Annotated in this window: 23 protein-coding genes; 19 read left to right on the plus strand and 4 right to left on the minus strand. The window is 65.4% G+C overall.

Annotation, left to right across the window (positions count from 1 at the left end; translation table 11 throughout):
- Window positions 1-173: 173 nt before the first annotated feature.
- The 11 genes from E3C22_RS00715 (at window position 174) to E3C22_RS00765 (ending at window position 10,441) form a co-directional block, all read left to right on the plus strand.
- Window positions 174-482: an FtsB family cell division protein gene (locus E3C22_RS00715; protein WP_134759257.1), complete on the plus strand. Its 309-nt coding sequence runs from the start codon at window positions 174-176 to the stop codon at window positions 480-482.
- 389 nt (window positions 483-871) lie between these two features.
- Window positions 872-1,981 (plus strand): pyruvate dehydrogenase (acetyl-transferring) E1 component subunit alpha, encoded by a 1,110-nt coding sequence (pdhA, locus tag E3C22_RS00720; RefSeq protein WP_134759259.1) that lies wholly within the window; start codon window positions 872-874, stop codon window positions 1,979-1,981.
- Window positions 1,982-2,157: 176 nt separating this feature from the next.
- On the plus strand, window positions 2,158-3,606 hold the full coding sequence (locus E3C22_RS00725) for a pyruvate dehydrogenase complex E1 component subunit beta (RefSeq protein ID WP_134759261.1): 1,449 nt from the start codon (window positions 2,158-2,160) through the stop codon (window positions 3,604-3,606).
- 32 nt (window positions 3,607-3,638) lie between these two features.
- Window positions 3,639-4,142 (plus strand): SRPBCC family protein, encoded by a 504-nt coding sequence (locus tag E3C22_RS00730; RefSeq protein WP_134759263.1) that lies wholly within the window; start codon window positions 3,639-3,641, stop codon window positions 4,140-4,142.
- Window positions 4,143-4,156: 14 nt separating this feature from the next.
- On the plus strand, window positions 4,157-4,762 hold the full coding sequence (locus E3C22_RS00735) for a Uma2 family endonuclease (protein WP_134759265.1): 606 nt from the start codon (window positions 4,157-4,159) through the stop codon (window positions 4,760-4,762).
- A 21-nt stretch (window positions 4,763-4,783) separates the two neighbouring features.
- Window positions 4,784-6,229: a pyruvate dehydrogenase complex dihydrolipoamide acetyltransferase gene (locus E3C22_RS00740; protein ID WP_134759267.1), complete on the plus strand. Its 1,446-nt coding sequence runs from the start codon at window positions 4,784-4,786 to the stop codon at window positions 6,227-6,229.
- A gap of 10 nt (window positions 6,230-6,239) precedes the next feature.
- Window positions 6,240-6,887, plus strand: coding sequence for an SGNH/GDSL hydrolase family protein (locus E3C22_RS00745; protein WP_134759269.1), 648 nt, complete (start codon window positions 6,240-6,242; stop codon window positions 6,885-6,887).
- A 115-nt stretch (window positions 6,888-7,002) separates the two neighbouring features.
- Window positions 7,003-8,457 carry a dihydrolipoyl dehydrogenase gene (lpdA, locus tag E3C22_RS00750; RefSeq protein WP_134759271.1) on the plus strand — a complete coding sequence of 485 codons (1,455 nt, stop codon included), beginning with the start codon at window positions 7,003-7,005 and terminating at the stop codon, window positions 8,455-8,457.
- 199 nt (window positions 8,458-8,656) lie between these two features.
- Complete coding sequence (locus tag E3C22_RS00755; protein ID WP_134759273.1) at window positions 8,657-8,905, plus strand: GlsB/YeaQ/YmgE family stress response membrane protein; 249 nt, start codon at window positions 8,657-8,659, stop codon at window positions 8,903-8,905.
- A gap of 103 nt (window positions 8,906-9,008) precedes the next feature.
- On the plus strand, window positions 9,009-9,983 hold the full coding sequence (gene lipA, locus E3C22_RS00760) for a lipoyl synthase (protein ID WP_134759275.1): 975 nt from the start codon (window positions 9,009-9,011) through the stop codon (window positions 9,981-9,983).
- 11 nt (window positions 9,984-9,994) lie between these two features.
- Window positions 9,995-10,441, plus strand: coding sequence for a type II toxin-antitoxin system RatA family toxin (locus tag E3C22_RS00765; RefSeq protein ID WP_134759276.1), 447 nt, complete (start codon window positions 9,995-9,997; stop codon window positions 10,439-10,441).
- Window positions 10,442-10,569: 128 nt separating this feature from the next.
- Here the strand turns inward: E3C22_RS00765 and E3C22_RS00770 are convergent, their stop codons facing one another.
- From E3C22_RS00770 to E3C22_RS00780, 3 genes are all read right to left on the minus strand, one after another.
- Window positions 10,570-11,256, minus strand: coding sequence for a gamma-glutamylcyclotransferase (locus tag E3C22_RS00770; protein ID WP_245514694.1), 687 nt, complete (start codon window positions 11,254-11,256; stop codon window positions 10,570-10,572).
- 127 nt (window positions 11,257-11,383) lie between these two features.
- On the minus strand, window positions 11,384-11,893 hold the full coding sequence (locus tag E3C22_RS00775) for a CinA family protein (protein WP_425364946.1): 510 nt from the start codon (window positions 11,891-11,893) through the stop codon (window positions 11,384-11,386).
- Entirely contained in the window at window positions 11,890-13,089 is a 1,200-nt protein-coding gene (locus tag E3C22_RS00780) for a bifunctional 2-C-methyl-D-erythritol 4-phosphate cytidylyltransferase/2-C-methyl-D-erythritol 2,4-cyclodiphosphate synthase (RefSeq protein WP_134759278.1), read from the minus strand. The genes E3C22_RS00775 and E3C22_RS00780 overlap by 4 nt, the downstream gene beginning before the upstream one ends.
- A 131-nt stretch (window positions 13,090-13,220) precedes the next feature.
- Here E3C22_RS00780 and dusB point away from each other — a divergent pair, with 131 nt between their 5' ends.
- The 8 genes from dusB (at window position 13,221) to hflX (ending at window position 23,839) form a co-directional block, all read left to right on the plus strand.
- Window positions 13,221-14,291 (plus strand): tRNA dihydrouridine synthase DusB, encoded by a 1,071-nt coding sequence (gene dusB, locus E3C22_RS00785; protein WP_134759280.1) that lies wholly within the window; start codon window positions 13,221-13,223, stop codon window positions 14,289-14,291.
- Between the two features lie 2 nt (window positions 14,292-14,293).
- On the plus strand, window positions 14,294-15,439 hold the full coding sequence (locus tag E3C22_RS00790; protein ID WP_134759282.1) for a two-component system sensor histidine kinase NtrB: 1,146 nt from the start codon (window positions 14,294-14,296) through the stop codon (window positions 15,437-15,439).
- Between the two features lie 8 nt (window positions 15,440-15,447).
- A complete protein-coding gene (gene ntrC / locus E3C22_RS00795) occupies window positions 15,448-16,893 on the plus strand; it encodes a nitrogen regulation protein NR(I) (protein ID WP_134759284.1) in 1,446 nt (481 codons plus the stop codon).
- A gap of 80 nt (window positions 16,894-16,973) precedes the next feature.
- On the plus strand, window positions 16,974-19,208 hold the full coding sequence (locus E3C22_RS00800) for a sensor histidine kinase NtrY-like (protein ID WP_134759286.1): 2,235 nt from the start codon (window positions 16,974-16,976) through the stop codon (window positions 19,206-19,208).
- Between the two features lie 3 nt (window positions 19,209-19,211).
- Complete coding sequence (gene ntrX / locus E3C22_RS00805) at window positions 19,212-20,576, plus strand: nitrogen assimilation response regulator NtrX (RefSeq protein WP_134759288.1); 1,365 nt, start codon at window positions 19,212-19,214, stop codon at window positions 20,574-20,576.
- A gap of 58 nt (window positions 20,577-20,634) precedes the next feature.
- The gene (gene trkA, locus E3C22_RS00810; RefSeq protein WP_134759290.1) at window positions 20,635-22,011 is read left to right on the plus strand and encodes a Trk system potassium transporter TrkA; all 1,377 of its coding nucleotides are present in this window, start codon (window positions 20,635-20,637) and stop codon (window positions 22,009-22,011) included.
- A 187-nt stretch (window positions 22,012-22,198) separates the two neighbouring features.
- Complete coding sequence (hfq, locus tag E3C22_RS00815) at window positions 22,199-22,447, plus strand: RNA chaperone Hfq (RefSeq protein WP_083589440.1); 249 nt, start codon at window positions 22,199-22,201, stop codon at window positions 22,445-22,447.
- Window positions 22,448-23,839: a GTPase HflX gene (gene hflX / locus E3C22_RS00820; RefSeq protein ID WP_134759292.1), complete on the plus strand. Its 1,392-nt coding sequence runs from the start codon at window positions 22,448-22,450 to the stop codon at window positions 23,837-23,839. It begins immediately after the preceding gene.
- A gap of 35 nt (window positions 23,840-23,874) precedes the next feature.
- Here hflX and E3C22_RS00825 read toward each other — a convergent pair whose 3' ends face one another.
- A complete protein-coding gene (locus E3C22_RS00825; RefSeq protein ID WP_134759294.1) occupies window positions 23,875-25,434 on the minus strand; it encodes a DEAD/DEAH box helicase in 1,560 nt (519 codons plus the stop codon).
- Between the last annotated feature and the right edge of the window lie 118 nt (window positions 25,435-25,552).

A 25,552-nucleotide genomic window follows, 5' to 3' on the forward strand; every position in this document is an offset into this window, starting at 1 on the left:
ACGTCCCGGACCCTTTCCGGGATCAATCGCCGGCCGATGAGAGGATAGGGTGGCAAGGGCCTGAAAGAATGGGCGCAATCGCTACCGCGTGCATTTTGCTTCGCCTGCAGGCGCGGCGGGTTTACGCCGGCTTAACCAAGCCCGTGCGAATCTGGCGGTCCCCGGAGGCCTCCATGCACACGATCCAGAAACGCAAGTCGTTTTTCGGCAAGCTGATCATTCCCGCGCTCACCTCGGCGGTGCTCGCCTATTTCGTGCTGCACGCCAAGACCGGGCAATATGGCAGCGAGGCGAAGCAGGCCTTTTCCCGCCAGCTGGCCGTGCGCAATGCCGAATATGCCGAGCTGCTGGCCGAGCGCGACGCGCTGGAACGGCGTGTCAAGGCGATGAAGGACGGCACCCTCGAAAAGGACATGGTCGACGAGAATGCCCGCCGGGCGCTGAATGTCGCCCGCGAGGACGAGATCGTCATCCTGCGCTGAGCGCCGCGATTCGCTATCCCATCATGTGATTAACGCCGCGATCTTGCCATCGGCCGGGGCCATCCTAGCTCCGATGGCGACGTCGCTCGTCATCCGGGCCTCTCAGTGGGAGGTTTGTCGGGGCGAAATATTGCGGGCGCGAACGGGCTCGCCAGAGGGCGGCGCCCCGGCGAAGCGGACGCGGCGACAAAAGATTTCTCCCGCATTGCACCATGAAACTGCCGCGCTTTTTCAACTGATCGACGGTTAAACAGCCGGTCTGAGATGTGTTTAACAGAAATTCGGTTAAAGTATCGGGCCGCGCTTGAAGAGGGGTGGTCCTCCAATATAGTTGGCTGCAAACGAGAGACGTGGAACGTCGAAGCCACCGGTCAAGAAGGGGAGTCGCCATGGCGGCAAGGCCACGCAAATCTGCTGCGAATTCGTCCGGCGCCAAGACCGCGAAATCTGCGCCCGAGAGCTCGGCGCATGAGATCGTCAAGACGCTCGAACATTTCGACGCTCCGAAGCCGGCGAAGTTCGCCAAGGACGAGGACGTCCGCGCCTATCGCGACATGCTCCTCATCCGCCGCTTCGAGGAAAAGGCCGGTCAGCTCTACGGCATGGGCTTCATCGGCGGCTTCTGCCACCTCTATATCGGCCAGGAAGCCGTCGTCGTCGGTATGCAGATGGCGATGAAGGAAGGCGACGAGGTCGTCACCGGCTATCGCGACCACGGCCACATGCTTGCCACCGGCATGGAAGCGCGCGGCGTCATGGCCGAGCTCACCGGCCGTCGCTCGGGCTATTCCAAGGGCAAGGGCGGCTCGATGCACATGTTTTCGAAGGAGAAGAAGTTCTTCGGCGGGCACGGCATCGTCGGGGCGCAGGTGCCGATCGGCACCGGGCTCGCCTTTTCCAACAAGTACAACGGCGCCGACGCGATCGCGATCACCTATTTCGGCGACGGCGCCGCCAATCAGGGGCAGGTCTACGAAAGCTTCAACATGGCCTCGCTGTGGAAGCTGCCGGTCGTCTACGTCATCGAGAACAACCGCTACGCCATGGGCACTTCGGTGAGCCGCGCCTCGGCCGAGACCAACTTTTCCCACCGCGGCGTGTCGTTCAAGATCCCGGGCTTCCAGGTCGACGGCATGGACGTCAGGGCAGTCAAGGCGGCCGGCGATCTCGCCGCCGAGCACTGCCGCTCCGGCGACGGTCCGATCATCCTCGAAATGATGACCTACCGCTATCGCGGCCATTCGATGTCGGATCCTGCGAAATACCGCAGCCGTGACGAGGTCCAGAAGATGCGGTCGGAATCGGATCCGATCGAGCAGGTGAAGAAGCGACTCGTCGGCGATCACGGTATGTCCGAGGACGACGTCAAGGCGATCGACAAGGAAGTCCGGGACGTCGTCGCCGACGCTGCCGATTTTGCCCAGAACGATCCCGAGCCCGATGTCTCCGAGCTGTGGACCGACGTCTATGCCGAGGACATTCCGCAGGCGGCGGAATAAGGCCGTGACGGATTTTAGGGCTGGCGCCTGCCGCCGGCCCGCAAGCTGGCGCGAGGAGTTCGCGCCGCCCCATGTGAAGACAGGCTGGCGGTCAGCCCGCGGTGCCGAAGGCGGCATCCGGGTACTCCGCCCAAAAGACCAGCCAAACGACCCGTTTGTCAGGAGGAAACACCTTCATGCCGACTGAAATCCTGATGCCGGCGCTGTCCCCGACCATGGAGGAGGGGACGCTCGCCAAATGGGTCAAGAAGGTCGGCGACAGCGTCGCGCCGGGCGACGTCATCGCCGAGATCGAGACCGACAAGGCCACCATGGAAGTCGAGGCGGTCGACGAGGGCACCCTCGGCAAGATCCTCATCGACGAAGGCTCCGAGGGGGTGAAGGTCAACACGCCGATCGCCCTCCTGCTCGAGGAGGGCGAGGACGAGAGCGCGCTTCAGAACGGCGCGGCCGGCGCGGCGAAATCATCCAAGCCGGATGAATCCGGCAAGACCGAGGAAAAGCCGGAGCCCGCCGAAAAGCCCGCGGCTTCGTCTGTCGAGGACATGTCGGCCCGCCGCGTGCCGGCCGAGGGCAAGACCCATCCGGACCCGGACGACGTCGAGGGCGAACTCGCCCAGGAGATCCCCGAGGGCACGGAGATGGTCTCGACCACCGTGCGCGAGGCGCTCCGCGACGCCATGGCCGAGGAAATGCGCCGCGACGAGAAGGTCTTCGTCATGGGCGAGGAGGTCGCCGAGTATCAGGGCGCCTACAAGATCACGCAGGGGCTGCTCGACGAATTCGGCGCAAGGCGCGTCGTCGACACGCCGATCACCGAACACGGCTTTGCCGGCCTCGGCGTCGGTGCGGCCTTTGGCGGACTGAAGCCGATCGTCGAGTTCATGACCTTCAACTTCGCCATGCAGGCGATCGACCAGGTCATCAATTCGGCGGCGAAGACCCTCTACATGGCCGGCGGCCAGATGGGCTGCCCGATCGTCTTCCGTGGCCCGAACGGCGCGGCTGCCCGCGTTGCCGCCCAGCACAGCCAGGACTATGCCGCCTGGTACAGCCACGTGCCGGGGCTCAAGGTCGTCCAGCCCTACACGGCATCGGACTTCAAGGGACTGCTGAAGTCGGCGATCCGCGACCCGAATCCGGTGATCTTCCTCGAGAACGAGATCCTCTACGGCCACTCCTTCGAGATCCCGAAGCTCGACGACTGGACGGTGCCGATCGGCAAGGCGCGCATCCACCGCAAGGGAAAGGACGTCACCATCGTCTCCTTCGGCATCGGCATGACCTATGCGGTCAAGGCCGCCGAAGAGCTTGCCAAGGACGGCATCGACGCCGAGGTGATCGACCTTCGCACCATCCGCCCGATGGATCTCGATACGGTGATCCGTTCGGTGAAGAAGACCAATCGATGCGTCACCGTCGAGGAGGGTTTCCCGCAGAGCTCGGTCGGCGCGCACATCGCCTCGGAGATCATGGTCCGCGCCTTCGATTATCTCGATGCCCCGGTCCTCAAGGTCGCCGGCAAGGACGTGCCGATGCCCTATGCGGCGAATCTAGAAAAGCTGGCGCTCCCCTCGGTCAAGGAGGTGATCGACGCGGTGAAGGCCGTCACCTACTCGGATTGAGCTGAAGACCTTTCGAAAGGACCGCCGCCGCAATGATGCCCGCCGGCTCGCCAGACCTGACCGAAGATGGCGCGCTCGTCCTGACCAGGGACGTGGCGCGGCCCCGCGAGCATGTGTGGCGCTGCCTGACCGACCCCGCCTGCTTCAAGGTATGGTGGCGCGACAACCTCGAATTCGAGGCAAGGCTCGGCGGACGTTTCGTCGAGCCCTGGGTCGACCCGTCGGGCCGCCAGCGCAGGACGCAGGCCGAGGTGACGGCGTATCAGCCGCCGGAAGGGCTGGTGATGATCTGGGCCGACGAGGATTGGGAGTTCGACACCGTCGTCTCCGTCACGCTGACGCCGATCGACGGCGGCACCCGCGTCACGATCGAGCATCAGGGCTGGGAGCGGGCGGCAGAACCCGATCGCGCGACCTATCTTCTCGACCACCATGGCGGGTGGGGGCGCCATCTCGACAATCTCGCCGCCTTCGCCGAGGATCTCGTTGCCGACGAGGCCGAGCCGATGCTGCGCGCCGGTGGCGCCAGGCACTGATGAGGGAGGCGGCGATGTCCAGAGCTGAGCAGCTTTCTCCCGGGCCCCGCAAGGCGACCTATGCCGATCTCGAGGCGGCCGATCCGCTGCTCGTCGCCGAGATCATCGACGGCGAACTGGTGACCCATCCGCGGCCGGTGCCGAAGCATGCTGCAGCGGCTTCCTATCTCGGAGCCGAGATCCTCGATGCATTCGGACGCGGCCGTTCAGGCCCGGGCGGCTGGATCATCCTGGATGAACCAGAATTGCATCTAGGCCCCGACGTGATTGTCCCTGACATTGCCGGCTGGCGGAAGGAGCGTTTGAGCGCGCTGCCGGATAGGGCTTATTTCGACATCGCCCCGGACTGGGTCTGCGAGGTCATCTCGCCCTCGACCGAGCGCTACGACCGGAACGCCAAGCGCCGGATATACGCCGAGGCCGGCGTGAAGCACATGTGGCTTCTCGATCCGCGCGCCGAGCTGCTCGAGACCTTCGCTCTCGCCAATGGCCGGTGGATCGTCGGCCCGACCTTCGACAACGCCGCGGAAGTCAGGGCCGAGCCCTTCGACGCCATTGCCTTTCCGCTGACCATTCTCTGGCCGCTCGACCCGGCCCCCGACACTCAAAACGCGCAGTAAGACGCTTTCGGAGACGCCCATATGCCGATCAACGTCACCATGCCCGCCCTGTCTCCGACGATGGAGGAGGGCAATCTCGCCAAATGGCTGATCAAGGAGGGCGACGAGGTCTCCGCCGGCGACATCATCGCCGAGATCGAGACCGACAAGGCGACGATGGAGGTGGAAGCCGTCGACGAGGGCACCCTCGCCAAGATCGTCGTCCCGGCCGGCACCGAGGGCGTCAAGGTGAACGAGGTGATCGCGATCCTAGCCAGCGAAGGCGAGGACGTCTCCGATGCCGCTGAAAGCGGCGGCAAGGCGGAGAAGGCCTCCGCCGGCGACGACAAGGGCGGCGCCGTGGCGCCCGACCCGAAGGCGGACAACGCTTCGACCGGCAGCAAGGCAGACGCCGAGAAGCCGGAGATGCGCGGCGACAGCCGCAGCAGCGACGAAGCGGCGAAAAGCGGCGCCAATGGTGCCGCCTCGTCCAGGGCCGGGTCGGCGCCCTCTGACGGCAAGGGCGGCCGCGTCTTCGCCTCGCCACTCGCCCGCCGGCTCGCCAGGGAGGCCGGGATCGAGGTTTCGGCCGTCGAGGGCTCCGGCCCGCATGGCCGCATCGTCAAGGCCGACATCGAGGCTGCGCAGAAGGACGGCGGCGCGAAGAAGGCTGCGGCCGACAGGCCTGCCGAGGAGAAGAAGGCGCCCGAGGCCGCCGCTGCTCCGATGGCCAAGGCCGCCAGCGACGAATCCATTCTCAAGCTTTTCCCCGAAGGCTCCTACGAGAAGGTGCCTCACGACGGGATGCGCAAGACAATTGCCAAGCGCCTCGTCGAGGCCAAGCAGACGGTCCCGCATTTTTACCTCACCCTCGACTGCGAGATCGACGCGCTGCTGGCGCTGAGGAAGCAGCTCAACGACGCCGCGCCGATGACCAAGACCGATGCCGGCGACAAGCCGGCCTACAAGCTCTCGGTCAACGACATGATCATCAAGGCGCATGCTCTGGCGCTGAAGGCGGTGCCGATGGCCAACGCCTCCTGGACCGAGGGCGCGATGCTGATCCACAAGCATGCCGATGTGGGTGTCGCCGTCTCGATCGAGGGCGGGCTGATCACTCCGATCATCCGCCGTGCCGAGGAAAAGACCCTGTCGACGATTTCCAACGAGATGAAGGATCTCGCCAAGCGGGCCCGCGCCCGCAAGCTGAAGCCGGACGAGTATCAGGGCGGCACGTCCGCGGTCTCCAATCTCGGCATGTTCGGCATCAAGGACTTTTCCGCGGTCATCAACCCGCCACACGCAACGATCCTCGCGGTCGGCTCGGGCGACCAGCGGGCGGTGGTGAAAAGCGGCGCCGTCACCGTCGCGACGATCATGACGGTGACGCTCTCGACCGACCACCGGGCCGTGGACGGCGTCCTCGGCGCCGAGCTGATCGCGGCGTTCAAGAATTTCATCGAAAACCCGATGTCGATGCTGGTGTGAGGACGCGGCGATGAAGACCGTCCTCGCCTATGGCGACTCGCTCACCTGGGGCTACAACCCCGAGACCGGCCTCAGGCATGAGTTCTTCGACCGCTGGCCGAACGTCGTCGCCAAGGCGCTCGGCCACAATGTCCGGGTGATCTCCGAGGCATTGAACGGCCGGACGACCGTGTTCGACGACGAGATGGTCTTTGCCGAGCGCAACGGCGCGAGGATCCTGCCGACGGTGCTTGCCAGCCACCAGCCGCTCGACCTCGTGGTCATCATGCTCGGCACCAACGATCTGAAGTTCCACACCGGCGGCGGCCGGGTCTTCGAAAGCCGGCAGGGGCTGGAGCGACTGGTCGAGATCGTCCAGACCTTCCCTTACCAGCGCGGCTACCAGCCGCCGAAGCTGCTGCTCGTTGCGCCGCCGCATTTCACCGCGACGACGGAGCCGGATTTCTCGCTGCTCTTCGGCCATGCCATCGAGGAGAGCCAGCACTTCCGCTCGGCGGTGACCAAGGTCGCCGAGGAATACGGCTGCGAGATGTTCGACGCCGCCGAAGTCTGCGAGGCCTCGTCGGCCGACGGCGTCCATCTGACGGCGGAACACACGCGCGCCCTCGGCGAGGCGCTGGTCGAGCCGATCCGGGCGCTGCTGGCGGACGACGCGTGACCGGGTCACGGACCGGCCCCGCAGCAGGCGAGTGGCTGCCTTCCCGCAGCCGGGCTTTTCGCCGCGCCATAAATCACTGACATCAAAAGAACAGATCGACCGAGGGAACGACGATATGGCTGACACCTACGACATCCTGGTCATCGGCGGCGGGCCGGGCGGCTACGTCGCGGCGATCCGCGCAGCCCAGCTCGGCTTCAAGACCGCCGTCGTCGAGCGCGAGCATCTCGGCGGCATCTGCCTCAACTGGGGCTGCATCCCGACCAAGGCGCTGCTGCGCTCGGCGGAGATCTTCCACTATGCCGAGAACGCCCAGAACTATGGCCTGAAGATCGAGAAGCCGAGCTTCGAGATGGAAGCGGTGGTCAAGCGCTCGCGTCAGGTCTCCGGCCAGCTCTGCGGCGGCGTCGGTTACCTGATGAAGAAGAACAAGATCGACGTCATCTGGGGCGAGGCGAAGCTGACCAAGGCCGGCAAGGGCGGCCCGGTCGAAGTGACGGTCGGCAAGTCGAAGAAGCCGGTCGTCGAGCCGCAGAACCCGGTGCCGAAGGGAACGCTCGGCGAGGGCACCTACAAGTCAAAGCACGTCATCGTCGCGACCGGTGCACGGCCCCGTGTGCTGCCGGGCATCGAACCGGACGGCGACCGCATCTGGACCTATTTCGAGGCGATGAAGCCGAAGGCGATGCCGAAGAGCCTGATCGTCATGGGCTCCGGCGCCATTGGCATCGAGTTCGCCTCCTTCTACCGGACGATGGGCGCCGACGTCACCGTCGTCGAACTCCTGCCGCAGATCATGCCGGTGGAAGACGCCGAGATCGCCAAGATCGCCCGCAAGCAGTTCGAGAAGCAGGGGCTGAAGATCCTGACGGACGCCAAGGTGGCGAAGGTCGAGAAGGGCAGGGACGGCGTTACCGTTTCGGTCGAGACCAAGGGCGGCAAGTCCGAGACGCTGAAGGCCGAGCGGCTGATCTCGGCGGTCGGCGTTCAGGGCAATATCGAGGGCCTCGGCCTCGAGGAACTCGGCGTCGAGACCGAGCGCGGCTGCATCAAGATCGACGGCTTCGGCAAGACCAATGTCGAGGGCATCTATGCCATCGGCGACGTCGCCGGGCCGCCGATGCTCGCCCACAAGGCCGAGCACGAGGGGACGATCTGCGTCGAGAAGATCAAGGGGATGGACGTCCATCCGATGAAGAAGACCGAGATCCCCGGCTGCACCTATTGCCAGCCGCAGGTCGCCTCGGTCGGCCTCACGGAGGCCAAGGCGAAGGAAGCCGGCCACGAGGTCAAGGTCGGCCGCTTCACCTTTAACGGTAACGGCAAGGCCATTGCGCTGGGTGAGCCGGAGGGCATGGCGAAGACGATCTTCGACGCCAAGACCGGGGAGCTTCTCGGCGCCCATCTGGTCGGGGCGGAGGTGACCGAGCTGATCCAGGGCTTCGTCATCGCCATGGGCCTGGAGACCACCGAGGAAGAGCTGATACACACCTGCTTCCCGCATCCGACCCTGTCGGAGACGATGCATGAGAGCGTCCTCGACGCATACGGCAAGGTCATTCACCTCTGACGAGTCTTGGGAGGGTAGGGCTGGTTTCGCCCGCTCCGCCAGTCTCGCCGCCAATGCAACGTCCGGGCGGCGCGGCGCATCGTCGGCCACGCCATTTCCCGCGAATAGTTCGCGCGATCGGCGAGAAAACCTCTTGCCCGACTTCTGAGAGCCCTAACTACTTCGGCAACCCGATCAATCGTCCTCAGGAGTCAACATCATGGGTTTTCTTGCAGCCATAATCGTCGGCGGCCTTGCCGGCTGGCTTGCCGAACAGGTCATGCGAAGCGACATGGGCTTCATCATGAACATCATCCTCGGCGTCGTCGGCGCGCTGATCCTCAGCTTCGTCCTCAGCCTGTTCAACATCGGCGTGCCGGCCGGGGCGGAATTCTCTTGGGCCTACCTGCTCACCGGCTTCGTCGGCGCCTGCCTTCTGATCTTCATCGCCCGCGCCGTTCGGCGCTGACGCGATCTTAACACCCTTGCATGACGGTCAAGGCCGTCATGCACCTTCCCCCGCGGGTGCCGAGCCGATTGCATCGCCAAAACCGGAGGCTTAAGTAGGCCCCATGGTCACCATCCTCGACACCCGCCTCGCCGAAGCCGACAAGCCGAAGCTTCGCCATCCCGAAAAGGCCCATCGCCCGGATGCCGTGGCGAGCCCGCCGAAGCCGGACTGGATCCGTGTCAAGGCGCCCGTTTCGAAAGGCTATTTCGAGACCCGCGAGATTGCCCGGGAAAACAGGCTGGTGACGGTCTGCGAGGAGGCCGGCTGCCCCAATATCGGCGGCTGCTGGGAGAAGAAGCACGCGACCTTCATGATCATGGGCGGCATCTGCACCAGGGCCTGCTCCTTCTGCAATGTCGCAACCGGCATGCCCCACGCGCTCGATCAGAGCGAGCCTGAGAGCGTCGGTCGCGCCGTCGCCAAGATGGGCCTCAACCACGTCGTCATCACCTCGGTCGACCGCGACGATCTTGCCGATGGCGGCGCCGAGCATTTCGTCCGCACCATCCGGGCGATCCGCGCCGCAGCGCCCGGCACCACGATCGAGATCCTGACGCCCGACTTCCTGCGCAAGCCCGGCGCGCTGGAGCGGGTGGTCGAGGCGAAGCCCGATGTCTTCAACCACAATCTCGAGACCGTGCCGTCGAAATATCTCACAGTACGCCCCGGCGCCCGCTATTTCCATTCGATCCGGCTGCTGCAGCGGGTGAAGGAACTCGATCCGACGATCTTCACCAAATCTGGCATCATGGTCGGGCTCGGCGAGGAGCGGAACGAGGTGCTGCAGTTGATGGACGATCTTCGCACCGCGGATGTCGATTTCCTCACCATCGGCCAGTATCTACAGCCGACCAAGAAGCACCATGCGGTGATCCGCTATGTGAGGCCGGAGGAGTTCCAGTCCTTCGAGAAGGTCGCCCTCACCAAGGGCTTCCTGGTCGTGTCTGCGAGCCCGCTCACCCGTTCATCCCACCATGCCGGCGAGGATTTCGAACGCCTCAAGGCAGCCCGTCTGGCCCGTCAGTCCGCCGCGTAACCCGCCTCGCCATGCCGAAATTCGAAACGACCCGCCACGTCCATCACACCGCCGACGAGATGTTCGCCCTCGTCGCCGATGTCGAGAAATATCCCGAGTTCCTGCCGCTTTGCCAGGCGCTGACGATCCGTCAGGAACGCGAGAAGGAGGGCAAGCGGCTGCTCGTCGCCGACATGACGGTGGCCTACAAGATGGTCCGCGAGACCTTTACCTCGCAGGTGCTGCTGAAGCCCGAGGAGCGGCGGATCGAGGTGTCCTACGTCAACGGCCCGTTCAGGTTCCTCGACAATCGCTGGGACTTCGTGCCGACCGGCGAGACCACCTGCGACGTGAAGTTCTTCATCGAATACGAGTTCAAGAGCCGCACCCTCGGCATGCTGATGGGCTCGATGTTCGATTACGCCTTCCGCCGCTTCGCCACCGCCTTCGAGGAGCGGGCGGACAAGGTGTATGGGTGAGATAGTGCAGCGGGCAAAAAGCCCGCTGAAATATGCCGTCACTGTTGGCAGCCGTCTCTCAACCCAATCTGAAACAGGATGCAAGAAAAGCGTTTCAGACACGAGAAATCGAGCCGCCGAGTGGGTGATCAGCTGACCTGTTGGCGCTGGCTTTCCCATATTTGTTCTGCCATCAGCTTCTGTATTTTCCACAGGTTGCGATCTCTAATCCCATGCTCTTCCAGTTTCGTGATTGTGTTGAAAGCATACTGCGCGGATGAGCCCCAATGCCCGGCGGCGCGGCTGAGCACGCTCGCAACTTCAGGCAACGGGCGCTTCCCCGCATAGGCGCCGCCTGTCCGAAGCGCCACGAATGCCAAGGTCTTCAGGCGTCCGCTCGTGGTCGACACATTTATCCACTTGGCGATATTCGTTGGAGGCTTCGCGTCAAGTTCGCGCTTGAGCAATCTCACGATCTGTCCGTGCATGTCGTCTTCGGGCGATCGATAGGCAATCCCGAGACAGGTTCCGCCCCTATCGAGCGCTAGCATCAGGGCAGGCAGTTCGCGCGTGCCCCGCCACCTTGTCAGCTTCAGGCAGAACGAGCGATGCCATCCCGCAGCGACCGCGGGTCTTTGCTCGTCAGCTTGAAACTCCGGATTCCAGATCAGAGAGCCGTAGGCGAAAACCCAGAGATGCTTGGGATTGTATTCTGCGAGCAGAGCGGTTGCCATATCGTGCAAGTCAGCGTCGGTATGGTCACTCGTTCCGGGTTCGGGGCCTGGATCAGGCTCCATCCTATCGACCAAAGCTACGAGTTCGGCTGTCAGATCCATGTTGCGCATCGGCATGCCTCAAAGTTGAGACTGGCAACATTCAGCCTCACCGAGCCGAAGTCCGCAATGGGTGGAAACCCGCCGAACGCTTTTCAGTGGTTTCCGACACCGAATTGGTACGTCTGTTTCAGCTCTTCAGCGCAACCGCCAGCATCTCCAGCGCCACCAACACCGACGCTTCGCGTATTCCCCTTCGACCAATGTCGCCGAAGCGTTCTTCGCGGTGCACCGTCCCATTCGGCCCCGCACAGGCGAAATGCACCAGCCCGACCGGCTTTTCATCCGAGCCACCACCCGGCCCGGCGATGCCGGTGATCGACACCGCAACGCTGACGCCAGCCCTCTGGCGCGCGCCTTCGGACATCTGCCGCGCCACCGTCTCCGACACGGCGCCGTGTGCGGCGAGCTCCGCCGGATCGACGCCGAGCATGTCGATCTTCGCCTGGTTGGAATAGGTAACGAAGCCGCGGTCGAGGACGGCGGAGGAGCCGGCAATGTCGGTGATCGCGCCGGCGACGAGACCGCCGGTGCAGGACTCCGCCGTAGCGATCGTCCAACCGGCGGCGGTGTAGCGCTCGACGACTTCGCGGGCGAGGGCGGCGATCCGCTTTGCGGTGTCCTGCTGCTCGCCTGTCACGCCGTCTCTCCATAGACCACCGAGGCGGTGGCAATCGCCGCAATGCCTTCCTTGCGGCCGACGAAGCCGATCGCCTCGTTGGTCGTCGCCTTGACCGAGACCCGGTCCAGCGTCAGCCCGGTCATCGCCGCGATCGCCTCGCGCATCGCCCGGCGATGTGGCGCGATCTTCGGCGCCTCGCAGATCAGCGAGACGTCGGCATTCATGATCCGGCCGCCCTTCGCGGAAATGATCTCCACCGCCTTTTCGACGAAGATGTGCGACGCAGCGCCCTTCCATTGCGGATCGCTCGGCGGAAAATGGTCGCCGATGTCGCCGGCGCCGCAAGTGGCGAGCAAGGCGTCGGTGAGGGCGTGGAGGCCGACATCGGCGTCGGAGTGGCCGTCGAGCCGCCTGTCATGGGGGATGCGCACGCCGCAGAGGGTCACATGATCGCCCGCAACGAGACGGTGGACGTCGTAGCCGTTTCCGGTGCGAACATCGATCATCGGCGGTGTCTCCTTCAGTCTCGCATCGGCCGTCAGAATGTCTTCGCGGGTGGTCAGCTTGACGTTGCCCGCAGCGCCCTCGACCAGCATCACGGCAAGCCCCGCCCATTCGGCGATCGAGGCGTCGTCGGTAAAATCCGTCCGGCCCGAGCCGGCCGCCGCCGCCGCATGGGCGTCGCGGATCGCCGCGAAGCGGAAGCCCTGCGGCGTCTGGGCGCCATAGAGGCCACTGCGGGGCACGGTCTCGGCGATCGCGCCGCCGGCCGCCGCCCGCTTGATCGTGTCGGCGATGGCGACGGCGGGGATGGCGCCGCCATGGCTGGCCGCCGCGGCGATCACCCGGTCGATGGTCGCGGGATCGGTGAAAGGCCTGACGGCGTCGTGGATGAGGACGATCTCCGGCAGCGTGCCCGAAGCCGCTAGGGCTTCCAGGCCGCAGCGCACCGAGATCTGCCGTTCGGCACCGCCGGTGACGATCTGGACGTCGTCGGCCGCATCGCCGAGCGCGTCCCGGCAGAGCACGGCGTCGTCGGCATGGATGACGACGACAATCGGGCCGACCCGCGGATGGCTGCGGAAGATGTCGAGCGCATGGGCGAGAACCGCTCGCCCGCCGATCCGGCGATACTGCTTCGGCCCATCGGTCAGGCCGCCGGCCCGCTCGCCGCGGCCGGCCGCCACCAGGATCGCCGCGACGCTCTGCGTCATCTGAGCCGTCCTTTCGAAAGTTTTCCGGGGAGGAGCACGAAGGGCGGGGCAAAAGCAAGCACCAGCTTGCTTGTCATTTGAGCATGCTCCGATTAGATACAGCACAGGTGCTGCAAGAATCGACAGTTGCGATGATCGCTCAGAGTTTAGGCGTATTGCAAAGACGGGGAGACGTTTCCGAACCCTTGCGGATCGGCGACCGGACTCTGGCAAATCGCGTTCTGCTTGCGCCGATGTCCGGCGTCAGCGACGTGCCCTTCCGCCGCCTCGCGAGCCGCTTCGGAGCCGGGCTGGTGATCTCCGAAATGGTCGCCAGCGGGGAATATCTGCGCGGCGTCGCCGAATCCAACCTTCGAGCCCTGCGTGCAGGGAATGGCATCCATGCGGTGCAGCTTGCCGGGCGCGAGCCCGAGGTAATGGGCGAGGCCGCAGCGCGGCTCAGAGATGCCGGCGCCGACATCATCGACATCAATTTCGGCTGCCCGGCCAAGAAGGTCGTCGGCGGGCTGTCCGGCTCGGCGCTGATGCGCGAGCCGGACCTCGCCCTCGCCATCGTCGAGGCGGTGGTCGCCGGTGCCGGCGACGTGCCGGTCACCGTCAAGATGCGGCTCGGCTGGGATCGCTCTTCGATGAATGCTGCCTGGCTTGCCAGACGGGCGGAGGAGGCCGGCGTGCGGATGGTGACGGTGCATGGCCGCACCCGCATGGATTTCTACGACGGGACCGCCGACTGGCGGGCGATCGGCGCGGTCCGCGAGGCGATCGACGTGCCACTCGTCGCCAATGGCGACCTCGTCTCGTCGGAGCGCCTGGCGGAAATGCTGCGGTCGAGCGGCGCCGATGCGGTGATGGTCGGCCGCGGCTGCTATGGCCGGCCATGGCTCGCCGGGCTGATCGCCGGCGCCATCGGCATCGCCGACCTGGCGCGGCTCGATCTCGCCGATCTCGTCCTCGAGCACTACGAGGCGATGCTCGATCATTACGGGCCGGCCACGGGCATCCGTCATTCGCGCAAGCATCTCGGCTGGTATCTCGACCGCTTCGCGGCGGCGGGCGCCTTCGTGCCGCCGTCCGAGCGAAAGGCGATCATGACCGCGACCGATCCGACCGATGTGCGGCGGAAGATCGCCCGCCTCTTTGCGGGCACCACGCTCGCCTCCGTCGAGACTGCTGCCGCAACCCCGGACGCCGAGGCTGCCTGACCATGACCGATTCACCCGACGAAGACACCGCGCTGCCGGGCGATGCCGCCCAGATCCTGAATGCGCTGCCGCATCCGGTCATCGTCGTCGATCCGACCGGCCGTTTCCGCTTTGCCAATTCCGACGCTGAACAGTTCTTCTCGGCGGGCTTTGCCTATCTCGCCCGCAAGAGGCTGCAGGATTTCGTGCCGGGCGACAGCCCGCTGTTCTTCCTCATCGAGCAGGCCCGCGAGCAGCAGGCGCGGATCAGCGAATATCGTGTCGACATCTCCTCGCCGCGGCTCGGCGGCGAGCGGCTGGTCGATCTCTACGTCTCCGGCATGAACGAGGCGCCGGAGCTGGTGGTGGTGATGATCCAGCAGCGCTCGATCGCCGAGAAGATGGATCGCCAGCTCACCCATCGCTCCGCCGCGCGGACCGTCACCGGCCTTGCGGCGATGCTCGCCCACGAGATCCGCAATCCGCTTTCCGGCATCAAGGGGGCAGCGCAGCTGCTCGCGACCTCGGCCAGCGACGAGGACCGGACGCTGACCCGGCTGATCCAGGAGGAGAGCGACCGCATCGTCAAGCTGGTCGACCGGATGGAGGTGTTCTCCGATCAGCGGCCGATCGAGCGGTCGGCGGTCAACATCCATTCCGTGCTCGAACATGTGAAGACCCTCGGCCGCAACGGCTTTGCCCGCGACATCAGGATCGTCGAGCTCTACGACCCGTCGCTGCCGCCGGTCTTTGCCAACCGCGACCAGCTGGTGCAGGTGTTCCTCAATCTCCTGAAGAACGCCGCCGAGGCGGTTCGCGGCAAGGAGGATGGCGAGATCCGCCTCACCACCGCCTTCAAGCCCGGCGTGCGGCTGTCGGTGCCCGGCACCAAGGACCGCGTCACCCTGCCTCTGGAATTTGCGGTCGAGGACAATGGCGACGGTGTGCCGGACGATATCCGCGAGCACATCTTCGACCCGTTCGTCACCACCAAGCCGAGCGGCTCCGGCCTCGGCCTCGCGCTGGTCGCCAAGATCGTCGGTGACCATGGCGGCGTCATCGAATGCGAGTCCCAGCCGGGTCACACCATCTTCCGCATCCTCATGCCGGCCTGGCGCGAATTGTCCGTGCCGGGCGAGACACTCGCCGAGACCGACGAACAGGGCTGATTTCACACATGGCAATGCAGATTATCGTAGCCGACGACGATGCCGCGATCCGCACGGTCGTCTCCCAGGCGCTGATGCGCGCCGGCTTCGAAGTGCGTGTGACCTCCAACATCGCGACGCTGTGGCGCTGGATCTCGGCGGGCGAGGGCGATCTCGTCATCACCGACGTCCTCATGCCGGACGGCAATGCCTTCGACACACTGCCGAAGATCAAGAACTCGCGGCCCGAGCTGCCGGTCGTGGTGATGAGTGCCCAGAACACCTTCATGACGGCGATCAAGGCGTCCGAGCGGGGCGCCTACGACTATATCCCAAAGCCCTTCGACCTCACCGAACTCGTCTCGATCGTCCGCCGCGCCTTGTCCGAGCCCAAGCAGGGGCCGCGCCCGGGCGCCCAGGACGACCTGCAGGAATCGATGCCGCTGGTCGGCCGTTCGCCCGCCATGCAGGACATCTACCGGGCGCTCGCCCGGATGATGCAGACCGACCTGACAGTGACGATCACCGGCGAATCGGGCACCGGCAAGGAGCTTGTTGCTCGGGCGCTCCACGACTACGGCCGCCGCCGCAAGGGGCCATTCGTCGCGATCAACATGGCGGCGATCCCCCGCGACCTCATCGAATCAGAACTCTTCGGCCATGAGAAGGGCGCCTTCACCGGTGCCCAGGCGCGCACCAGCGGCCGCTTCGAACAGGCCGAAGGCGGCACTTTGTTCCTCGACGAGATCGGCGACATGCCGATGGAGGCGCAGACCCGGCTGCTGCGCGTCCTGCAGCAGGGCGAATACACCATCGTCGGCGGGCGCACGCCGATCGCCACCGACGTCAGGATCGTCGCCGCGACCAACAAGGACCTGCGCCAGCTGATCGCACGCGGCCAGTTCCGCGAGGATCTGTTCTATCGGCTCAACGTCGTGCCGCTGCGCCTGCCGCCGCTGCGCGAGCGCATCGAAGACCTGCCGGATCTCGCCCGCCACTTCTTCGCCCAGGCCGAGAAGGAAGGCCTGCCGCGCAAGGCGCTCAGCCAGGGCGCACTCGACGTGATGCGGCGCTATGCCTGGCCCGGCAATGTCCGCGAGCTGGAAAACCTGATCCGCCGGCTCGCCGCGCTCTATCCGCAGGACGAGATCTCCACCGAGATCGTCGAGCACGAGCTCACCAACGATCCGATCAAGAGCCCCGGCCTCGAGGCCGACGGCAACAAGCCGATCGATCTCAGCGCCTCGGTGGAGCGCTATCTCGCCGAGTATTTCTCGTCCTTCGGCGACGACCTGCCGCCGCCGGGGCTGCACGGCCGGATCCTGCGCGAGGTGGAATATCCGCTGATCGCCGCAGCGCTCGCGGCGACCCGCGGAAACCAGGTCAAGGCGGCCGATCTCCTCGGGGTGAACCGCAATACCCTGCGCAAGAAGATCCGCGATCTCGACATTTCCGTCGTCCGCTCGATCCGCTGACTCGCTTTTTTCGGCATTTCGTTGCAGTTTAGACACATTCCGTTGCTCTGTGGCAACGAAATCAAAACTGCACGCAGAGCATGACGACGCACCCGATTCAGTCCGAAACCGAAGTCCCGTTCCTGATGGAACGACGCCGGTTCCTGTTGTTCCCCGGCCTCTTCGCCGTTGCCGGGGCGCTGATCTCCGGCGCGATCTCCTTCGTCGTGCTGATGGGCCTGACGCCCATCGAGCCGACCGATACGATCGTCACCATCGCGACTGTGGTGAACGGCGGCTTCGTGCTCCTCCTCTGCGTGCTGATCGGCCGCGAGGTGATGCGCATGGTGCGCGCCCGGCGGCAGGGCAGGGCCGCCTCGCGGCTGCATGTGCGCATCGTCGTCCTGTTCTCGATCGTCGCGATCCTGCCGGCGCTCCTGGTGGCCATCGTCGCCAGCGTCACCCTGGATCTCGGCCTCGACCGCTGGTTCGGCATGCGTACCCGGGCGATCGTCGAATCCTCGATCAACGTCGCCCAGGCCTATGTGAATGAGAACGCCCGCAACCTGCAGGGCACGACGCTGTCGATGGCCTACGACCTCGACCAACAGCGCCAGCTCTTCGATCTCGATCGCGGCGGCTTTCAGGACCTGATGACCGAGCAGGCGCGGGGCCGCTCCCTGCTCGGTGCGCAGATCCTGCGCCTCGACGGCACGCCGATCCTCAAGGCCGACGTCGACGAGGAGAAGCCGCTGCCTGTGCCGCCGAACGACGCGCTGCAGCAGGCGGCGGCCGGCAATCTGGTCTTCATTCCGCCGGGCATCACCAATCTCGTCGGCGCGATCATCCGTCTCAGGCAGATTTCCAACGCCTATCTCTATACCGTGCGCGCCGTCGACCCCCAGGTGATCACGGCGCTGCGGCAGATGGAGGAGCGCTCGGCGGAATATTCGAGCCTTTCGGAGAACCGCTTCGGGCTGCAGGTCGCCTTCGCGCTGCTCTATCTCGGCATCACGCTGATCGTGCTTCTGTCGGCGATCTGGACCGGCATCGGCGTCGCCGACCGGCTGGTGCGGCCGATCCGCCTTCTGATCGGTGCCGCCGACGAGGTGTCGGAGGGCAATCTCTCCGTGACGGTGCCGGTGAGGGTCTCCGACGGCGACGTCGGATCGCTCTCCAACACCTTCAACAACATGATCCTGCAGCTGCGGAGCCAGCGCTCCGAACTGGTCAACGCCAAGGACGTCATCGACGAGCGCCGCCGCTTCATCGAGGCGGTGCTCTCCGGCGTCACCGTCGGCGTCATCGGCATCGAGCGCGACGGCACCATCTCGATGCTGAACCCTTCGGCCGAGCGGATCCTCGACGTCGATGCCGAAGCGGTGACGGGCCGGAAGGTCGACGGAGTGTTCCCCGAGATCGGGCGTATCCGGCAGGCCGCGGCGGCCTCCTGGCGGCCGGAATATCAGGAAGAGGCCAAGCTGAAGATCCGCGAGCGCGAGCGCACCCTGGCGATCCGGATCACTTCCTTCGAGGAGAGCGAGGGCGAACATTCCCTCGTCGTCACCATCGACGACATCACCGATCTCGTCGATGCCCAGCGCACCTCGGCCTGGGCCGACGTCGCGCGGCGCATCGCCCACGAGATCAAGAACCCGCTGACGCCGATCCAGCTTTCCGCCGAGCGCATCCGCCGGCGCTACGGCAAGCGGATCGAGGACGACCGCGAGGTCTTCGACCGCTGCATCGAAACGATCGTGCGACAAGTCTCCGACATCGGCCGGATGGTCGACGAGTTCTCCACCTTCGCCCGCATGCCGAAGCCGACGATGGAGCGCATCGACCTGCGCGACGCGCTGCGCGAGGCGGTGTTCATGCGCGAGATGGGCGATCACGGCATTGCGTTCTCCGCCGAGATTCCCGACACGCCGATGTACGGATCCTATGATACCCGGCTGCTTTCCCAGGCCTTCGGCAATCTGGTGAAGAACGCGGTGGAATCCCTCGAGGCGACCGAGGGCATCGAAGGCCGGATCAAGGTCCGGGCGCGGGCCGATGGCGACGTCTACCGCATCGATATCGTCGACAACGGCCGCGGTTTTCCGAAAGACAATCGCGATCGGCTGCTCGAGCCCTACATGACGACGCGCGAGAAGGGCACGGGCCTCGGCCTCGCCATCGTCCGCAAGATCATCGAAGACCATGGTGGCGTGATTTCGCTGGAGGATGCTCCCGATCAGCCCCAGGGCGCGATGGTGCGGATCGTTCTGCCCGCAGGCAGTGGGCCGGACGGCGCGAGCGCACCGAAAGATCGAGACCAACACAAGGAGTGGTGAGCCATGGCATCGGACATCCTCATCGTCGATGACGAAGCCGACATTCGCGAGCTCGTCGCAGGCATTCTCGAGGACGAGGGGCACGAGACCCGCACGGCCGGCAATTCCGACGCGGCGTTGCAGGCGCTGACCGATCGTGTCCCGCGGCTGGTCTTCCTCGACATCTGGCTGCAGGGGAGCCGGCTCGACGGCCTCGATCTTCTCGACGCCATCAAGGCGCAGCATCCGGAGGTGCCGGTGGTGATGATCTCAGGCCACGGCAACATCGAGACCGCCGTCTCGGCGATCAAGCGCGGCGCCTACGACTATATCGAGAAGCCGTTCAAGGCCGACCGGCTGATCCTCGTCGCCGAGCGGGCGCTGGAGACCTCGAAGCTCAAACGCGAGGTCTCCGAGCTCAGGCGCCGCTCCAGCGACTTCGCCGAACTGATCGGCAAGTCGCAGCCGATGAACCATCTGCGCAGCGTCATTGAGCGGGTGTCGCCGACCAACAGCCGGGTGATGATCCTCGGCGCCTCCGGCTCCGGCAAGGAGATGGTGGCGCGGGCAATCCACGCTGCTTCGCCGCGAGCGTCAGGCCCCTTCGTCGCGCTCAACGCAGCGGCGATCACCCCCGACCGGATGGAACTCGAACTCTTCGGCAACGAGACGCCGCCGGGCGTCGAGCGCAAGATCGGGGCGCTGGAGGAGGCCCATCGCGGCGTCCTCTATCTCGACGAGGTCGCCGACATGCCGCGCGAGACCCAGAACAAGATCCTGCGGGTTCTCACCGAACAGACCTTCGAACGCGTCGGCGGCTCGAAGCGGGTGAAGGTCGATGTCAGGATCATCTCCTCGACCTCGCAGAATCTCGATTCGCTGATTGCCGAGGGGCTGTTCCGCGAGGACCTGTTCCATCGCCTCGCCGTCGTGCCGATCTCGGTGCCGCCGCTCGCCGATCGGCGCCAGGACGTCCCGCTTTTGATCGAGGCCTTCATGAACCAGATCGCCGAGCAGACCGGCATCAAGGCCAAGCCGATCAGCGACGAGGCGATGGCCGTGCTTCAGGCGAGCGACTGGCCGGGCAATGTCCGCCAGCTGCGCAACAATGTCGAGCGGCTGATGATCCTCGCCCGCGACGGCGACGCCGAAAGCCCGATCACCGCCGACATGCTGCCGAACGAGGTCGGCGACATGCTGCCGCGAACGCCGAGCCAGGCCAATGGCCAGATCCTGGCCTTACCACTGCGCGACGCCCGCGAGGTGTTCGAGAAGGAATATCTCGTCGCCCAGATCAACCGCTTCGGCGGCAACATCTCGCGCACCGCCGAATTCGTCGGCATGGAGCGCTCGGCGCTGCACCGGAAACTGAAATCGCTCGGCATCTGATGGCGCGATACGGTATGGCTGCGCGGCGAAACCTATTGGCGAGCACGGAGCGGCCGGAATGAAAGTGGTGATCTGCGGGGCAGGGCAGGTGGGCTACGGCATTGCCGAGCGGCTGGCCTCCGAACGCAACGACGTTTCGGTGATCGATACCTCGCGCAGTCTCGTCCAGGCGATCCGCGACAATCTCGATGCCCGGGGCTTCGTCGGCCACGGCGCCCAGCCCGACGTTCTTGCCGAGGCCGGCGCCGAACAGGCCGACATGATCATTGCCGTCACCCTGCACGACGAGGTGAACATGATCGCCTGCCAGGTCGCGCACTCGCTGTTCAACGTGCCGACCAAGATCGCCCGCATCCGCTCCCAGAGCTATCTGCGGCCGCACTGGCAGGACCTCTTCTCGACCGACAACCTGCCGATCGACGTCATCATCTCGCCGGAAGTCGAGGTCGGCGAGATGGTGCTGCGGCGCATCGCCCTGCCGGGCGCGATGGATGCGGTGCGGTTTGCCGACGATCACATCGCCATGGTGGCGATCGAATGTTCGGAGGACTGCCCGGTCGTCAACACGCCGCTCGACCAGCTGACCGACCTCTTCCCGGATCTTAACGCGACCGTCGTCGGCATCTGGCGCGGCGACCGGCTGTTCATCCCCGGCTCCAACGATCACATGGTGCCCGGCGACGTCGCCTATGTCGTCGCCGAGAAGACCCATGTGCGCCGCGCCCTCGGCCTGTTCGGCCATGAGGAGCCGGAGGCCGGGCGGATCGTCATCGTCGGCGGCGGCAATATCGGCTATTTCGTCGCCAGGCAGATCGAAAAGCGCAATTTCGGTGCCAAGATCCGGGTGATCGAGGACAATCACGATCGCGCGGTCACCATCGCCGACGGGCTGAAGCGGACAATCGTCCTGCACGGCAACGGCCTCGACCAGTCGATCCTCAAGGAAGCCGACGTCGGCTCCAGCGACCTGCTCGTCGCGCTCACCAACGACGACAAGGTGAACATCCTGTCGAGCGTCATGGCCAAGCGCCACGGCTGCAAGGGCAATCTCGCGCTGCTCAACAATGCCGACTACCAGGGTTTCACCCGGATGCTCGGCATCGACGCCTTCATCAATCCGCGGTCGGTGACGATCTCGCGTGTCCTGCAGCATGTCCGGCGTGGCCGCATCCGGGCGGTGCACTCGATCCAGAACGGCGTCGCCGAGGTCATCGAGGCCGAGGCGCTGGAAACCTCGCCGCTGGTCGGAGAGCCGCTGCGCGATCTCGACCTGCCGGACAATCTCAGGATCGGCGCGATCTTCAGGAACGGCGCCTACGTCAAGCCGACCGGCCAGACCAAGATTCGCGCCAAGGACAGGGTGGTGATCTTTGCGGCGGCGGCGGCGGTTCGCCATGTCGAACAGATGTTCAGGGTGTCGCTGGAATTCTTCTGACCCCCGTGACTTTCCCCGCCAGCACGATCACCCTGTTCGCAGACGCAAAAATTGTGTCATGATTCGGCAAGGTCAGGCTTTCGAACTCGCCCGGCCGTGCGGTATCAATGGCTAAGCGTTCGATGCATGGGCGGGCGCGATCGGATTCAACCAGGCTGCAGCACAAATCAAAAAAGGACATCTCTGCATGCCAGAACGGACACAACACCTTCAGGACCTGTTTCTCAATACGGTCCGCAAGCAGAAGATTTCCTTGACGATTTTCCTCGTCAACGGCGTCAAGCTGACCGGGGTCGTCACCTCCTTCGACAATTTCTGCGTTCTCTTGCGCCGGGACGGTCATTCGCAGCTAGTCTACAAGCATGCGATTTCGACCATCATGCCTTCGCAGCCCGTGCAGATGTATGAGGGCGTCGACGAGAGCGGGAAGGCCTGATTGGCTGAATTTCAGGAAAAGGGGCCGCGCGGACCCGTCGAGCATCGGCGGGAGCCGACGCGTGCGGCCGTGCTGGTGCCGGTGTTCCGGCAGCGCAGCGAGGCGGAGAACCGCGCGACGCCGGGGCTCGAGCCGGCGCGCCGCAGCGACGACGCGCGCCTTGCCGAAGCGGTCGGGCTCGCCGCGGCGATCGATCTCGACATCGTCGCGAGCTCGATCGTCACTGGCCAGAAGCCGCAGCCCGCGACGCTGATCGGCAGCGGCAAGGTGGAGGAGCTGAAGGGACTGGTCGCGGCGGAAGCCGTCGGTCTCGTCATCGTCGACCATCCGCTGACGCCGGTGCAGCAGCGCAATCTCGAAAAGGAGCTGGAGACCAAGGTCCTCGACCGCACCGGGCTGATCCTCGAGATCTTCGGCCGGCGAGCGCGCACCAAGGAGGGCCGGCTGCAGGTCGAACTCGCGCATCTGAACTATCAGCGCGGGCGGCTGGTCCGCTCATGGACCCACCTCGAGCGCCAGCGCGGCGGCGCCGGCTTCATGGGCGGTCCGGGCGAGACCCAGATCGAGGCCGACCGCCGGCAGCTGCAGGAAAAGATCAAGCGGCTGGAAAAGGAGCTCGAGCAGGTGCGTCGCACCCGCCAGCTTCACCGCGCCAAGCGGCGCAAGCGCCCGCATCCGATCGTCGCGCTGGTCGGCTATACCAATGCCGGCAAGTCGACGCTGTTCAACCTTCTGACCGGCGCCGACGTGATGGCCCGCGACCTCCTCTTCGCGACCCTCGATCCGACGCTGCGCAAGACCGTCCTGCCGCATGGCACGGAGATCCTGTTTTCCGACACCGTCGGCTTCGTCTCGGATCTGCCGACGCATCTCGTCGCTGCCTTCCGTGCGACGCTGGAGGAGGTCATCGAGGCCGATCTCATCCTCCATGTCCGCGATATCGCCGACCCGGACACGCTGGCCCAGGCGGAGGACGTGCGGCGGATCCTGCGCGATCTCGACGTCGATACGGAGGACACCGATCACGTCGTCGAAGTCTGGAACAAGATCGACCGGCTGGATGAGGACGCGCTGCACCTCGTGGCGGCGTCGCGGGCCTCGCTCGCCCATCCCGACGCGGCGTTTCTCGTCTCGGCGGTGACGGGCGAGGGGACGGAGGCGCTGCTTGCCGACATCGAGCGCCGGATTGCTGGCAACATGACCGACGTCAGCCTCGACGTCAGGCCCGAGGCGATGAGCTTCATCCCCTGGCTCTACGACAACGCCACGGTCCTCGCACGCGAAGACGGCGAGGATGGTGTGGTGCATCTGAAGGCGGAGATGACGGCAAGCGCCCGCGCCGAGCTTCGTCGGCTCGGCGCATCGTCCGACGGGATCACCATCGCAGGCTGAGCCAAGCGGGCGTCAGAGGCGCCCGCCGCGAGGCGTCAGGTGCCGGTGTTGATCAGCATGAAGGCCGGGATGTCGTCGCCGAAGCCGACCGGCTGCTTGCCGTCGTCGTCGCGGCGGCGACCGCCGCCGTGCCCACCATTGCCGTGCCCGCCATCTTGGCTGCGCTGCGAACGCCCGCCCCGGCTGGCGCCGTTGCCGCGCGGATAGCTGGCTGCAGCCGGACGCGAGGTGTTCTCGTTCGCCACCGGCAGGTCGGCGATCTCCTCGACCGGAACGGCGAGCTCTCCCGCCTCGGCCCGCTCGAGCACGGCGCTGTCCGCCGCAATCTCGGTGACATCAGCCTCGGCGCGCGGCTCCGACTTCGCCCGGCGGCTGCGGCGTTCCGGCTTGTCGCCGGAAGTCTTGCCACCTCGGCCGCGGCCCCGCTTCGGACGCTCGTCCTCCTCGGTGTCGGCCGGCAGTTCGGCGACCGTCGGCCCGTGCCACTCGATGGAATTGGCGATCATCTTCTCGATAGCGTCGAGATATTTCCGGTCGGACTTGGTGACCAGCGTGAAGGCCTTGCCGGAGCGGCCGGCGCGGCCGGTACGGCCGATTCGGTGGACATAGTCCTCGGCATGGATCGGCACGTCGAAATTGAAGACGTGGCTGACCTTCGGGATGTCGAGGCCGCGGGCGGCGACGTCGGAGGCGACGAGGAGCTGGATCTTGTCCTCGCGGAAATTGTGCAGCATCGTCATGCGTGCCCGCTGGTCCATGTCACCATGCAGCGCACCGGCCGAGAAGCCGTGCTTTTCCAGCGACCGGAACAGCGTCGAGACGTCCCGCTTGCGGTTGCAGAAGATGATCGCGTTGGTGAGATCTGCCTCTTCTCGCAGCACGCGGCGAAGGGTCTCGCGCTTGTCCCATTCCTTGCCGCCCGTCGCGACGAGCCGCTGGGTGACGGTGAGGGCGGCGGATGCCTGCTTGGCGACTTCGACCCGCACCGGGTTCTGCAGGAACTGCTCGGTCAGCCGGGTGATCTCCGGCGGCATGGTCGCTGAGAAGAACAGCGTCTGCCGGGTGAAGGGCAGCAGCTTGCAGATCCGCTCGATGTCCGGAATGAAGCCCATGTCGAGCATCCGGTCGGCCTCGTCGATGACCAGGATCTCGACGCCTGTCAGCAGCAGCTTGCCGCGCTCGAAATGGTCGAGCAGGCGGCCCGGCGTCGCGATCAGGACGTCGGCGCCGCGATCAATCTTGCGGTCCTGCTCATCGAAGGACATGCCGCCGATGAGCAGCGCGACGTTGATCTTCTGGTCCTTGCCGTATCGGGTAAAGGACTCTTCCACCTGCGCGGCGAGCTCGCGGGTCGGCTCGATGATCAGCGTACGCGGCATGCGCGCCCTGGCGCGGCCTTTTTCCAGAAGCGTCAGCATCGGCAGCACGAAGGACGCAGTCTTGCCGGTGCCGGTCTGGGCGATGCCGAGCACGTCCCGCCGCTCCAAGGCGTGCGGAATCGCCTCCGCCTGGATCGGGGTCGGTTCGGTGTAGCCGGAGGCTTCGACAGCCGCCAGCACCTTGGCGCTGAGACCGAGTTCGGAAAAAAGTGTCAAGCTGGCGTGTCTCTTCGGATCGAGATGTCGGCGCAGGTCGCGCCCTTGGGAGCCCGTCGTGCTCGGGCGATAGGTCGACTGGTCGTCCAAGTCAACCGTTTCTGCGCATATGGGCAGG

The sequence above is a fragment of the Jiella endophytica genome, from assembly GCF_004519335.1.
GTDB lineage: Bacteria > Pseudomonadota > Alphaproteobacteria > Rhizobiales > Rhizobiaceae > Jiella > Jiella endophytica.